We start from the raw sequence: 12,660 nt of genomic DNA, 5'->3' as shown, positions 1-12,660 counted from the left end.
CTACCCCTGTCCCAAAGGCTGCGTCGATCAGCTGTCGTAGTCGATCGCGTGACGCAGCTGTTTTTCGTATTCCAGCGCTTTACCGGTTCCGAGCGCCACACAGTTGAGGGACTCGTCCGCGATGGAGACCGCAAGGCCCGTTTGCTCGCGCAGCGCCAGATCCAGATCGCCCAGCAATGCGCCACCTCCCGTCAGCATCACGCCGCGATCCACGATATCGGCGGCAAGATCGGGCGGGGTGGCTTCCAGCGCGGTCATCACCGCCTCGCAGATTTGCTGCACCGGTTCGCTCAGCGCTTCGGCGACCTGCGCCTGACTGATCTCGGTCTCCTTGGGCACGCCATTCAACAGGTCGCGCCCACGGATCATCATTGACGCGCCGCGCCCGTCATCGGGCATCCGCGCGGTGCCGATCGAGGTCTTGATCCGCTCGGCTGTCGCCTCGCCGACCAGCAGGTTGTGCTGGCGACGCAGATAGTTGATGATAGCTTCGTCCATCCGGTCGCCACCGACACGGACCGAACGGGCGTAGACGATATCGCCCAGTGACAGAACCGCCACCTCGGTCGTGCCGCCGCCGATATCGACGATCATATTGCCGGTCGGGTCGGTGATTGGCATGCCTGCCCCGATGGCCGCAGCGATCGGTTCCGCGATCAGCCCAGCCTTGCGCGCTCCTGCAGACAGCACTGATTGGCGGATCGCGCGCTTCTCGACCGGAGTCGCGCCAAAGGGAACGCAAACGATAATCTTGGGTTTTGAAAAGGTCGAGCGTTTCAGAACCTTACGGATGAAATGCTTGATCATCTCTTCGGCAGTGTCGAAATCGGCAATGACACCATCGCGCATAGGGCGGATCGCCTCGATGCTGCCGGGGGTCCGGCCCAGCATCAGCTTGGCGTCCTCGCCAACAGCAAGCACCTTTTTTACGCCGTCTTTCACGTGATAAGCCACAACTGACGGCTCGCTGAGCACGATGCCCTTTCCCTTGACATAGACCAGAGTATTGGCCGTGCCGAGGTCGATCGCCATATCCGAGGCGAAAAGGCTTGGCATCTTATCGAAAATTGACATCGTGTCATGTTCCATAGTTGAATATATGCAAGTGGCCAGCGACTCTGCCTGAGGAGACCAGTTGCCCTTATAGGCGTCCAAAGGCCTTTGTGAAAGGCCCCGCTTGATTTAGTATCAGCGCACTTCCGCTGTCCGCTGCAATGCAGTAGAAGGCGCGGATGCTGTCATATCAACATATCTATCACGCGGGTAATCCGGCAGACGTGCACAAACATGCCATGTTGTGCCGCATGCTGTCCTATCTGACAGCCAAGGATAAACCGCTCAGCTATCTGGAAACCCATGCCGGGCGCGGACTCTACATGCTGGATGCGCCCGAGGCGCTGAAAACTGGCGAGGCGGCGGCAGGGATCGGTGCGGTTCTGGCGCGCGGGGGCATGCCATCCGACCACCCCTATCTTGCGGCACTGGCCGAGATCCGCGTTGCGCATGGTCCGCAGGCCTATGCCGGATCGCCGGTCCTGGCCGCGCAGTTCCTGCGTCCCGAAGACCGTATCACGCTGGCAGAACTGCATCCGCAGGAACATGCAGCTCTAGATTTCGCGATGTCACCCTATACGGCGCGCGTCCAGCGGCAGGACGGGTTCGAGATGGCGCAGGCCATCTGCCCACCCACGCCACGGCGCGGCTTGCTGCTGATCGACCCCAGTTATGAGGTCAAGACCGAATACGAGACAATCCCCGCCCAGATCGCCAAGCTGCATCGCAAGTGGAATGTCGGAATCATCTGCCTGTGGTATCCGATCCTGACGGGGGGCGCGCATGCGCCGATGCTGGCCGCGCTGCAAGCGCAGGCTTTACCCGGTGTGATACGCCACGAAGTGCGGTTCCCGCCGGTGCGCGCCGGTCACCGGATGGTCGGATCGGGCCTTTTTATCGTGAACGCGCCCTTTGGGACCGAGAAAGAGGCGCAGCGCCTGAGTTCGATGTTCACCGCGCGTTGAGCCCGGGGGGCTGTCTGCCCCCCGTCCCTTGCGGGACTCCCCCCGAAGATATTTCAGGCAAGAAGAAACCCGCCGCAGGTCAGGCGGCGGGCGGTTTTTCAGTGCTATGCAACGGGATCAGCTGACGTCCTTATAATTGATCTCGCGCTTGTCGGCGCCAGGACCGGCCTTGTCGCGGCGCATCCACAGGCGGTTGAGCGCGTTGACATAGGCGCGGGCCGAGGCGACGACCGTATCGGTATCGGCGGACTGGCCTGTTGCGATCATGCCGTCTTCCTCAAGCCGGACGCTGACCGTGGCTTGGGCATCGGTGCCCTCGGTTACGGCATGGACCTGATAAAGCTGCAGCCGCGCCTTGTTTGGATGCAGCGCGCGGACAGCCTTGAACGTCGCATCGACAGGGCCGTCGCCCTGTGCAGTCGCGATCACCTCCTTGCCGTCGATCTCCATCTCCAGCGTAGCCTCGGCAGGGCCGCCCGTGCCGCACAACACCTTGAGCGAGACGATCTGCAGCCTTTCGTTGCCGCTGTCGGCCGTGGCCGTGACCAGGGCAAGGATGTCCTCGTCATAGACTTCCTTTTTCCGGTCAGCGAGTTCCTTGAACCGCACGAAGATATCTTTGAGCTGGTTATCCCCCGCATCGACGCCCATCTGGCGCAGCTTGTCACGCAAGGCCGCGCGGCCCGAATGCTTGCCCATCACCAGATTGGACGCGGTAAGGCCGATATCCTCGGGGCGCATGATCTCGAAGGTTTCGGCGTTTTTCAGCATACCGTCCTGATGGATGCCGGATTCATGGGCAAAGGCGTTCTTGCCCACGATGGCCTTGTTGAACTGTACGGCAAAGCCCGACACGGTAGCGACGCGCCGCGAGATATTCATGATCTTGGTCGTGTCGACACGCGTGCGGTAGGGCATGATGTCGTTGCGCACTTTCAGCGCCATCACCACTTCTTCCAGCGCGGTATTGCCCGCACGCTCGCCCAAGCCGTTGATCGTGCATTCAATCTGGCGCGCGCCGGCCTCGACAGCCGCAAGGCTGTTGGCGGTCGCCATGCCCAGATCGTTATGGCAATGGGTGGCAAAGATGATGCTGTCGGCCCCCGGTACGCGCTCCTTGAGCATGCGGATCAGATCGGCGCTTTCGCGGGGCGCGGTATAGCCCACGGTATCGGGAATGTTGATCGTCGTGGCCCCTGCCTTGATCGCGATCTCGATTACACGGCACAGGTAGTCATGTTCGGTCCGCGTGGCATCCATCGGTGACCACTGGATATTGTCGCACAGGTTGCGCGCATGGGTCACGGTCTGGTGGATGCGTTCAGCCATTTCGTCCTGCGTCAGGTTCGGAATGGCCCGGTGCAATGGCGAGGTGCCGATAAATGTATGAATACGCGGCTGGCCTGCATGTTTCACAGCATCCCAAGCGCGGTCGATATCGGCCAGGCTGGCGCGCGCCAGCCCGCAGATCACCGCCTGTCTGGACCGTTTGGCAATTTCGCTGACCGCGTTGAAATCACCCTCCGAGGCGATGGGAAACCCCGCCTCGATAATGTCCACGCCCATGTCATCGAGCAATTCGGCAATTTCCAGCTTTTCGGCATGGGTCATGGTCGCGCCGGGGCTTTGTTCGCCATCGCGCAATGTCGTATCGAAGATCAAGACGCGGTCTTGTTCGGATATAGTCGTCATCTGGTATCTCTTTTCTGTCTGCTGGGTCTTGGCGCGGGCTGCACATCCTCTGAGCGGTCGCGCCGGTCCGGCACGCTCAGAGGCGGCTTAGCAGGATCAGCAGGGCAGCCGCGAGGGGTGCGCCGAAGGGCGCAGCAGGGATCGCGTTATGTGCCAACGTGGTCATGAGATCAGCTTATACGCGGCAAATGGCAAATGAAAAGCCCGAATTTCGCGTATCGCGCACATTGAAGCGTCCTGTCAGGCTGCTAGGTCTGCGACCATGAAACATGCATTGATCATAGGAGCCTCGGGTGGCGTTGGCTCGGCGATTGCCGAAAGGCTGCGGCTGGGCGGCGTGGCGGTGACCGGCCTTTCCCGACGGGGGAACGGCCTTGATGTCACCGACGAGACCAGCGTAAGCGCAGCGCTTGGCGCGCTTGAGCCGGGGTTTGATCTGATCCTTGTGGCGACAGGCGCGCTGGTGATTGATGGTGCGCAACCCGAAAAGACGCTGCGCAAGGTAACGGCCCAAGCCATGGCCGACCAGTTCGCGCTCAATTGCATCGGGCCGTCGCTTGTGCTCAAGCACAGTCTGCGCCTGATGCCGCGCAAGGGGCGGTGTGTATTCGCTGCCTTGTCCGCACGGGTAGGCTCGATCGGCGACAACCACTTGGGCGGCTGGTATTCCTACCGCACAGCCAAGGCCGCGCTGAACCAGATGATCCACAGCGCCGCGATCGAACTGGGCCGCACCCATCCCGAAGCGGTCTGCGTCGCGCTACATCCCGGAACCGTTGCGACCGAATTCACGCGGAATTACGCGGCAACCCATGACACTGTGCCGCCCGCGCAGGCCGCATCGAACCTGTTGGGCGTGATCGAAGGCCTGACACCGGCGCAAACAGGTCTTTTTTTTGACTGGCAGGGCAAGCAGGTGGTCTGGTGACACGGCTGGTTCTGGTTCTGGGCGACCAGTTGTCCGAAGGTCTGTCGGCCCTGCGCGCGGCGGACAAGGACAGGGATATCGTCGTGATGGCCGAGGTGGCGGAAGAAGCGGGATATGTCCCGCATCACCCCAAGAAGATCGCTTTTCTCTTCGCGGCCATGCGGAAATTCGCGCAACGCCTGCAAGACGCAGGTTGGCGGGTCGCCTATACAAGGCTGGACGATACGGACAATAGCGGCGCGATCTGCGGCGAACTGCTGCGGCGCGCGGCCGAACATGACGCAACGGGCGTGATTGCCACCCAGCCCGGAGAATGGCGGCTGATCGGGGCGCTGAGCGAGATGCCTCTCAAGCTGCATATCATCCGCGATGACCGCTTCATCGCCTCGGCTGACGCGTTCGAGGCCTGGGCCAAGGACAAAAAGCAGCTCAGGATGGAGTATTTCTACCGCGAGATGCGCCGCAAGACTGGCCTGTTGATGGAGGGCGAGCAACCCGCCGGTGGCAAATGGAACTACGACCACGACAACCGCAAACCCGCGCCGGATGATGTCAAGTTCGAGGGGCCTTTGATGTTCGAACCCGACAACGCGGTCGAAGAGGTGCTTGATCTGGTCGCCGCGCGCTTCGGCGGCAATTTCGGCGCGCTGCGTCCCTTCTGGTTCGCCACCGACCGCGATCAGGCGCTGGCCCAGCTGGATCACTGGATCAAAGGCGGGTTGACGGAATTCGGCGACTATCAGGATGCTATGCTGGCGGATCGGCCCTTCATGTATCATTCGCTGATCAGCCTTTACATCAATGCAGGCCTGTTGGACCCGCTCGAAGTCTGCCAGAAGGTCGAGGCCGCGTGGCAAGCGGGTAAAGCGCCCCTGAATGCAGCCGAGGGCTTCATCCGCCAGATCATTGGCTGGCGCGAATATGTGCGTGGTATCTGGTATCGCGAAGGGCCGGACTATACCCGCCGCAACATCCTGAACCACAGCAACGACTTGCCGTCCATGTATTGGGGCGCGCCAACCGATATGCGCTGTATATCGCAGACCGTCGCCCAGACCCGCGATCAGGCTTATGCCCACCATATCCAGCGCTTGATGGTGACGGGAAATTTCGCGCTGCTGGCAGGGATCGACCCCTGGCAAGTCCATGAATGGTATCTGGCGGTCTATGCCGATGCTTATGAATGGGTCGAGGCGCCCAATGTCATCGGGATGAGCCTGTTTGCCGATGGCGGGATCATTGCGTCGAAACCCTATGTTTCGTCAGGCAACTACATAGACAGGATGTCCGACTATTGCGGTGGTTGCGCCTATAAGGTCAAGGACAAGACCGGCCCCAAGGCCTGTCCCTTCAATCTGCTTTACTGGCATTTCCTGATCCGCCACCGCGACAGGTTCTCATCCAACCCGCGCATGGGACAGATGTATGCCACATGGGACCGCATGGACGTAGAACGCCGCAAGACCGTTCTGCGCGATGCGGATACATTCCTTGCTAAGATGCAGGCAGGCGACCGGATCTGACCTGTCCGCATGTCTTCTGGCCTCAAATATCCAGGTGTATGCGGATAGCTGCAACCGCCGTCAGTCAGCGGGCACTGCTGGTGTATCTTCCGCTGATGCCTCGTTTTCCACGGGCACCGCGTTGTCTGATGTCGCACCTTCTGTCGGGGGTGCACCGTTCTGCCAGACGCCGCTGACCTGGTCGCCCGAAGCATAGCGCATCGTGCCCTCACCCTGACGCCGGCCCGTGCTGAACATGCCTTCATAGACATCGCCATTGGCATAGGTCGCAGTGCCGCGCCCGTCGATCTCGCCCGCGCGCCACTCACCGCTATAGCGGAAACCGTCCGGCATCACGATCTCGCCTGTGCCCTCGCGCTGCCCCTGTACGAACTGACCGGTATAGACGGTCCCGTCGGGATAGGTTGCAACCCCTTGGCCATGGCGCTGTCCATCCAGCCATTCGCCTTCATAGTGGTAGCCGTCCGGATAGGTCATTGTACCGGTGCCGTTGTTCTTGGCTCCTTTGAATGCACCCTCATAAACCAGCCCGTTGGCATAGACCGCGCGGCCATTACCCTCGATCACGCCCTCCTGCCAGCCGCCTTCATAGGTCGAACCGTCAGGATAGGTGATCTTGCCCTCGCCATCGGGCAAGTCGGCGCGGAACTGGCCCTCGTAGACCGATCCGTCGGGATAGGTGACACGACCCTGACCTTCGATCTGTCCTGCCACCCATGAACCTTGATAGACATAGCCGTCTGTTCCGGTGAAGACGCCTTGCCCCTGCCGTAAATCGTCGACGAAACTGCCCTGATAGGTGTCCCCGCTGGCATAGGTCACGCGGCCTTCGCCCTCGCGGCGGCCATTGACCAGCGCACCTTCATAGACATCGCCATTGGGCTGGGTCAGCTTGCCCTCGCCATTGATCTGGCCATCCTTCCATGTGCCCTCATAGACAAGGCCGTCCGACATGGTCAGCGTACCGGTGCCCTCGCGCGCGCCGCGCACCACGGCCCCTTCATAGACTGCCCCGTCGGGATAGGTAATGCGCGCTGTCCCATCCTTGACGCCGCGATCCCATGTGCCGTCATAGACATAGCCGCCCTGGCTTTGCATGACGCCGCGCCCGTGATGCATCGCCTCCAGAAAGCCGCCCTCGTAGCGCATGCCGTTGGCATAGGCCGCGATTCCCTGTCCGGTGATCTTGCCGTCAACCCACTCGCCCTCGTAGGTGCCGCCATCGGTAAAGACGATGCGCCCCACGCCTTCGGGTTTGCCGCGCTGGAACTGGCCCTCGTAAACCGATCCATTGGGAAAGCGCGCCACGCCATCGCCACGGATTTCCCCTTCCACCCAGTCGCCGGTATATTCATAACCGTTGGGCAGGCGATAGGTGCCGGTGCCATGCTGAAGCCCGTTCAGGAACGTGCCCTCATAGACGCCGCCATCGTCATATTGCTTGGTCTGCACCTCGCCGGACTGCTGTGCTCCTACGCTGCTACCCAGCATCAGCCCCGCTGCAAGGCAAATCCCGAAGATCCCGCGCGTGCCTGTCATATCTGCCCCTGATGTTGCGGGCTTCTGCCTTGCGGACCAGCCCTGACCTGGATCGAACCTAAAGGAGGGCGGGCGGGCAGACAACGCCTTTTGCCGCATATCGGCTTTCCCTTGCCACCTGATCTGCTAAGTCATCTAACCAAAGACTGATCAGAGGGCAGACCATGGCCGACCGTTTCCGCCTGACACTCGCGCAATTGAACCCGGTTGTGGGCGATCTGGAGGGTAACGCCGCACGTGCGCGTACGGCGTGGGATCAGGCAAAGACCGCGCAGGCCGATATGGTCGCGCTCCCCGAAATGTTTATTACAGGTTACCAGACACAGGATCTTGTGCTGAAACCTGCCTTCCACAAGGCTGCCATGTCCGTGATCGCGGCATTGGCACGCGACTGCGCGGATGGCCCTGCGATCGGTATCGGCGGTCCTTTGGCGGAAGACGGAAAGCTCTACAATGCGTGGTACGTTCTGGCAGGCGGCATGATCCGTGCCCGCGTGCTCAAACAGCACCTGCCAAACGAGGATGTCTTTGACGAACATCGCCTGTTCGACGCGGGCCCTCCGCAAGGCCCCTACAGTATCGGGTCGCTGCGGATCGGCAGCCCTGTCTGCGAGGATGCATGGCACGCGGATGTGGCCGAGACACTGGCCGAGACAGGGGCCGAGATGCTACTGGTGCCCAATGGCAGCCCCTATTGCCATGGCAAGATGGAGGTCCGGCAAAACCTCATGGTCGCCCGCGTGATCGAGACAGACCTGCCACTGGTCTATCTCAACATGGTGGGCGGGCAGGATGATCAGGTCTTTGACGGTGGTTCCTTCGTGCTCAATCCCGGTGGTGCGCTGGCGGTGCAACTGCCCGTCTTTGAAGAGGCGGTGGTGCATGTCGATTTCACCCACACGCCCGATGGCTGGATCGCCGCGCAGGGCGTCCGGGCCAGCATCCCCGATCTGCTGGAGCAGGATTACCACGCGATGGTGATCGCCTTGCGCGATTACATGGGCAAGGCTGGTTTCCGCACAGCCATTCTGGGTCTTTCAGGCGGGATCGACAGCGCTATCGTGGCCGCGATAGCCGCCGATGCAATCGGGGCGGAAAACCTGCGCTGCGTGATGCTGCCGTCGGAATACACTTCGCAAGCCTCTCTGGAGGATGCCAAAGGCGTGGTCGAGGCGCTGGGCTGCGCCTATGATACGGTGCCTATCAGCGGACCACGCGCCGCTGTGACGGACGCGCTTGCCCCCGTGTTCGAAGGTCTTGCGCCCGATTTGACCGAAGAGAACATCCAGTCGCGTTTGCGTGGCTTGCTGTTGATGGCGATGAGCAACAAGTTCGGCAATATGCTTTTGACGACGGGCAACAAATCTGAGGTTGCGGTCGGGTATGCCACGATTTACGGCGATATGGCCGGCGGCTATAACCCGATCAAGGACATGTACAAAACGCAAGTCTTCCGTGCCTGCCGCTGGCGCAACGAGAATCACCGCGACTGGATGAAAGGTCCTGCAGGTGTCGTGATCCCACCACAGATCATCGACAAGCCTCCCAGCGCTGAATTGCGCCCCGACCAGAAGGACGAAGACAGCCTGCCCCCCTACGAGGTGCTGGACGGCATCCTGCGCCTGCTGGTGGACAGCGATGCCTCGGTCGCTGATTGCGTGGCAGCAGGCTATGACCGCGCCACCGTCAAACGGATCGAGCATCTGCTTTATATCAGCGAATACAAACGCTTCCAGTCGGCCCCCGGCACGCGCCTCAGCCCGCGCGCCTTCTGGCTGGATCGCCGCTATCCGGTTGTGAACCGCTGGCGCGACGAGAGCGGCGCATAGGTCCGCGCGTTACTCCCACCAGCGGTCGATGCTGGCAATATCATCATCGGACCAGCCGAAGTGATGCGCGAATTCGTGGATGGTGACATGGGCCACCAACTCCGCGATGCTGACATCGCCGCGCGCGCGCCATTCATCTAGAATAGGCTTGCGGAACAACCACACAGTGTCTGGTCCCATCGGTTGGTCGAACACCGATTTCTCGGTCATCGGGATGCCTTCGTAAAGTCCGGTCAGATCCAGCGGATCGTCGATCTCCAGCCCCGCCATCAAATCCGCGTCAGGCCAGTCCGTGACGCAAATTGCCACGTGCAGTGCCGCCGCGCGAAACGGGTCAGGCAGGCTGTCCACCGTCTGGCGGGCCATCTCTTCCATCTGGGCAAGATCGGGTATTTGCTCTGACATGGTCGCGATATGACCCTAAACGCGGGAAAATGAAATCCCCTCATCCTGTAGGGACATAAACGACCTCTGAGTCGTGTTTCGGCGCGCCGCGGGCAGGGTGTTCTGCGAGAACACGCCGATTCCAGTTCAGGACATGAAAATGATCGCAGTGCATGCGCAAGAAACGGCTTTCTCAGGCGAGGAATGTGACCGGATCGTCGGTTTGGCCGACGCGGCCCCGTCGCGCGATGCGCGTCTGGTAGGGCAGACACAGGACCACAACCTGCGGCGCGCCGATCTGGTCTGGCTGGACGATGTGCCGGGCAGCGATTGGGTCATGGACCGTATCATCGACGTGGTGCGGATCGCCAACCGCGATGTCTTCGGCTTTGATCTGCAAAGCTTTTCCGAAAGTGCGCAAGTTGCCCGCTACGATGCGGCGCGCGAGGGCCATTTCGACTGGCATTCCGATATTGGCGAGGGGCCATTGGCGCGCCAGCGCAAACTGACCATGGTGGTGCAGCTGTCCGGGGCAGAGGATTATGATGGCGGGCGGCTGGAAGTCATGCCAAGCGCGCATACACACGAGGCGGGCCTTGGTCGCGGCCATGCGACGATCTTTCCCAGCTTTCTACTGCACCGCGTGACGCCGGTCACCAAAGGACAGCGCCATTCCCTGACGATCTGGGCGCATGGTCCGGCCTTCCGCTAGGCTGTGCCAGCGCAACGTGGTGCTCTCGGTCAACGCGACTATGGATATTTCCGGCAGAAAGAAACAGGCGCCGCCCTGACATTCTTCTTGCTTCAAATATCCCTGATGCCCGTGCCGGCAAAGCGGGGTGTCAGGGTTTGGGCAGGATGATCCGGTTGACATGCCCCATCTTGCGACCGGCTTTGGCCTCGGCCTTGCCGTAAAGATGCAAGGCGGTAGCTGGCTCTTTTGCAAGCTCCGGCACGTGGTCCATATCCGCCCCGATCAGGTTCTCCATGATCACATCGGCATGGCGCGTCCCGTCCCCCAGAGGCCAGCCCGCGATTGCGCGGATGTGCTGCTCGAACTGGTCGATGGTGCAGCCGTTCTGGGTCCAGTGCCCCGAATTATGCACACGCGGCGCGATCTCGTTTACGATTAGGCCCTTGGGGGTGACAAACAATTCAACGCCCATCACACCGACATAATCCAGCGCGTTCAGAATTCTGGCGGTCAGCAGTACCGCATCCATCCGCTGCGCCGAAGTCAGGCGCGAGGGAACGGTGGTCGTGTGCAGGATACCATCGCGGTGCACGTTCTCGCCCGGATCATAGCAGGCGACCTGCCCGCTGGTATTGCGTGCGCCGATCACCGAGACCTCGAAGCTGAAATCAATGAAGGCTTCCAGAATGGCAGGGCTGCCCGCCATATCCGCCAAAGCGCGCGGCGCATCAGTGCTGGACCGTAGCCGTGACTGCCCTTTGCCATCGTAACCGAAGCGCCGCGTTTTCAGAATCGAGGGCACCCCGACGTCTCCAATCGCCTTCTCCAGCGATGCGGCATCATCCACGGCCGCATAGGGGGCGGTGGTAAGACCCAGTCCCGTCAGAAAGTCCTTCTCGAGTATCCGGTCCTGACTGATCCTCAGCGCCTCGCGGCCCGGACGGATCGGGCGCAGCGGCTCCAGCAAGTCCAGTGCAGCGGTCGGGATATTCTCGAACTCGTAGGTGATGACATCGCAAGCGGCCGCAAACCGGCCAAGGGCTGCGGCATCTTCGTAAGGGGCGGTGGTCACCTGATGCGCGACATCAGCAGCGGGCGGATTAAGCCCCGGCTCGAAAATATGCGTGCGAAAGCCAAGGCGGCTGGCCGCAACTGACAGCATCCGGCCCAGTTGTCCGCCGCCCAGAATACCGATGGTCGCGCCCGTTAGAAGCATATCACTCATCCACTGGCACCTCGGGGATCGAGGCTGACAGATCCGCGCGCCATGTGTCCAGCCGCGTCGCCAGGGCTGCATCCTGTAGGGCAAGGATGCTGGCTGCCATCAGCCCGGCATTGGCCGCCCCTGCAGCACCGATCGCCATGGTCCCCACAGGATAGCCGCGTGGCATTTGCAGGATCGAATAGAGACTGTCCACACCCGACAGCGCACGCGTTTGCACAGGTACGCCGATCACCGGCACCCGCGTCTTGGAGGCCATCATGCCAGGGAGATGCGCCGCACCGCCAGCGCCTGCGATAATCACCTGAAGCCCGCGTTCCACTGCCGTTTTGCCATAGTCCCAAAGCCGGTCCGGTGTGCGATGGGCCGATACGATCCGCGCCTCGTAGGGCACATCAAGCGCGTCCAGCATATCTGCTGCCTCTTTCATGGTGGGCCAGTCCGACTGGCTACCCATGATGATACCTACCTTGACGTCGGCCATGCCTTCACGCTCCTTCAACAACTGAGCGCGCACTATAGCCAAGGTCGCAGGCGACGCAATCGCAGGATCAGGCGATGATGTCCGGCGTCAGACGGTCTTCGATTCGGGCGATCAGGTCTTTCAGCATCAGCTTCTTCTTTTTGAGCCGCTGGATCGTCAATTGGTCGCCAGTGCCTTTTTGAACAAGCGCGGAAATCGCATCATCCAGATCGCGATGCTCGCGCCGGAACACTTCAAGCTCCACGCGCAATACGTCGTCGTTCTTCATCGAGATATCGCTGATGGCGTTCATGGCACGACATTCCCTGACTGGTGATTCCCCCGTGTTTCGCACGGAGAACCAAGAT

At 61.1% G+C, this 12,660-nt stretch carries 12 protein-coding genes; 5 read left to right on the top strand and 7 right to left on the bottom strand.

The window, feature by feature from the left end:
* Positions 1-27: 27 nt before the first annotated feature.
* On the bottom strand, positions 28-1,074 hold the full coding sequence (locus K7H22_RS14245; RefSeq protein WP_230801537.1) for a rod shape-determining protein: 1,047 nt from the start codon (positions 1,072-1,074) through the stop codon (positions 28-30).
* A 158-nt stretch (positions 1,075-1,232) separates the two neighbouring features.
* Between K7H22_RS14245 and K7H22_RS14240 the strand changes: the two genes are divergently transcribed.
* On the top strand, positions 1,233-2,018 hold the full coding sequence (locus K7H22_RS14240) for a 23S rRNA (adenine(2030)-N(6))-methyltransferase RlmJ (protein WP_230801536.1): 786 nt from the start codon (positions 1,233-1,235) through the stop codon (positions 2,016-2,018).
* Between the two features lie 117 nt (positions 2,019-2,135).
* Here K7H22_RS14240 and K7H22_RS14235 read toward each other — a convergent pair whose 3' ends face one another.
* Positions 2,136-3,710: a 2-isopropylmalate synthase gene (locus K7H22_RS14235; RefSeq protein WP_230801535.1), complete on the bottom strand. Its 1,575-nt coding sequence runs from the start codon at positions 3,708-3,710 to the stop codon at positions 2,136-2,138.
* A 262-nt stretch (positions 3,711-3,972) separates the two neighbouring features.
* Between K7H22_RS14235 and K7H22_RS14230 the strand changes: the two genes are divergently transcribed.
* Positions 3,973-4,638, top strand: a complete 666-nt coding sequence (locus K7H22_RS14230; RefSeq protein ID WP_230801534.1) for an SDR family NAD(P)-dependent oxidoreductase — start codon at positions 3,973-3,975, stop codon at positions 4,636-4,638.
* Positions 4,632-6,161 (top strand): cryptochrome/photolyase family protein, encoded by a 1,530-nt coding sequence (locus K7H22_RS14225; protein ID WP_269063128.1) that lies wholly within the window; start codon positions 4,632-4,634, stop codon positions 6,159-6,161. Before K7H22_RS14230 ends, K7H22_RS14225 begins: the two co-directional genes overlap by 7 nt.
* 60 nt (positions 6,162-6,221) lie before the next feature.
* Here the strand turns inward: K7H22_RS14225 and K7H22_RS14220 are convergent, their stop codons facing one another.
* Positions 6,222-7,700, bottom strand: a complete 1,479-nt coding sequence (locus tag K7H22_RS14220) for an MORN repeat-containing protein (protein ID WP_419248186.1) — start codon at positions 7,698-7,700, stop codon at positions 6,222-6,224.
* Between the two features lie 164 nt (positions 7,701-7,864).
* Between K7H22_RS14220 and K7H22_RS14215 the strand changes: the two genes are divergently transcribed.
* A complete protein-coding gene (locus tag K7H22_RS14215; protein ID WP_230801532.1) occupies positions 7,865-9,529 on the top strand; it encodes an NAD+ synthase in 1,665 nt (554 codons plus the stop codon).
* Positions 9,530-9,538: 9 nt separating this feature from the next.
* On the opposite strand, the gene K7H22_RS14210 is transcribed toward K7H22_RS14215, so the two are convergent.
* Positions 9,539-9,934 (bottom strand): metallopeptidase family protein, encoded by a 396-nt coding sequence (locus tag K7H22_RS14210; protein ID WP_230801531.1) that lies wholly within the window; start codon positions 9,932-9,934, stop codon positions 9,539-9,541.
* Positions 9,935-10,073: 139 nt separating this feature from the next.
* On the opposite strand from K7H22_RS14210, the gene K7H22_RS14205 reads away from it, so the two are divergent.
* Positions 10,074-10,625 carry a 2OG-Fe(II) oxygenase gene (locus K7H22_RS14205; protein ID WP_230801530.1) on the top strand — a complete coding sequence of 184 codons (552 nt, stop codon included), beginning with the start codon at positions 10,074-10,076 and terminating at the stop codon, positions 10,623-10,625.
* Between the two features lie 130 nt (positions 10,626-10,755).
* Here the strand turns inward: K7H22_RS14205 and K7H22_RS14200 are convergent, their stop codons facing one another.
* The 3 genes from K7H22_RS14200 to K7H22_RS14190 all read right to left on the bottom strand — a co-directional run bounded on the left by K7H22_RS14200 (position 10,756) and on the right by K7H22_RS14190 (position 12,605).
* Entirely contained in the window at positions 10,756-11,832 is a 1,077-nt protein-coding gene (locus tag K7H22_RS14200) for a 5-(carboxyamino)imidazole ribonucleotide synthase (protein WP_230801529.1), read from the bottom strand.
* Positions 11,825-12,313, bottom strand: a complete 489-nt coding sequence (gene purE, locus K7H22_RS14195) for a 5-(carboxyamino)imidazole ribonucleotide mutase (protein ID WP_230801528.1) — start codon at positions 12,311-12,313, stop codon at positions 11,825-11,827. Before purE ends, K7H22_RS14200 begins: the two co-directional genes overlap by 8 nt.
* A gap of 67 nt (positions 12,314-12,380) precedes the next feature.
* Complete coding sequence (locus K7H22_RS14190; RefSeq protein ID WP_230801527.1) at positions 12,381-12,605, bottom strand: YdcH family protein; 225 nt, start codon at positions 12,603-12,605, stop codon at positions 12,381-12,383.
* Positions 12,606-12,660: the final 55 nt, after the last annotated feature.

The sequence above is a fragment of the Seohaeicola saemankumensis genome, from assembly GCF_021021435.1.
Taxonomy (GTDB): Bacteria; Pseudomonadota; Alphaproteobacteria; order Rhodobacterales; family Rhodobacteraceae; genus Seohaeicola.
The sequence above is the reverse complement of the archived record's forward strand: the minus strand, read 5'-3'. Positions and strand labels throughout refer to the sequence as shown.

Coding starts and splice junctions, on each gene's coding strand:
- K7H22_RS14245 (WP_230801537.1), bottom strand. CDS start 1,074: ATGTCAATTTTCGATAAGATGCCAAGCCTTTTCGCCTCGGATATGGCG.
- K7H22_RS14240 (WP_230801536.1), top strand. CDS start 1,233: ATGCTGTCATATCAACATATCTATCACGCGGGTAATCCGGCAGACGTG.
- K7H22_RS14235 (WP_230801535.1), bottom strand. CDS start 3,710: ATGACGACTATATCCGAACAAGACCGCGTCTTGATCTTCGATACGACA.
- K7H22_RS14230 (WP_230801534.1), top strand. CDS start 3,973: ATGAAACATGCATTGATCATAGGAGCCTCGGGTGGCGTTGGCTCGGCG.
- K7H22_RS14220 (WP_419248186.1), bottom strand. CDS start 7,700: ATGACAGGCACGCGCGGGATCTTCGGGATTTGCCTTGCAGCGGGGCTG.
- K7H22_RS14215 (WP_230801532.1), top strand. CDS start 7,865: ATGGCCGACCGTTTCCGCCTGACACTCGCGCAATTGAACCCGGTTGTG.
- K7H22_RS14210 (WP_230801531.1), bottom strand. CDS start 9,934: ATGTCAGAGCAAATACCCGATCTTGCCCAGATGGAAGAGATGGCCCGC.
- K7H22_RS14205 (WP_230801530.1), top strand. CDS start 10,074: ATGATCGCAGTGCATGCGCAAGAAACGGCTTTCTCAGGCGAGGAATGT.
- K7H22_RS14200 (WP_230801529.1), bottom strand. CDS start 11,832: ATGAGTGATATGCTTCTAACGGGCGCGACCATCGGTATTCTGGGCGGC.
- purE (WP_230801528.1), bottom strand. CDS start 12,313: ATGGCCGACGTCAAGGTAGGTATCATCATGGGTAGCCAGTCGGACTGG.
- K7H22_RS14190 (WP_230801527.1), bottom strand. CDS start 12,605: ATGAACGCCATCAGCGATATCTCGATGAAGAACGACGACGTATTGCGC.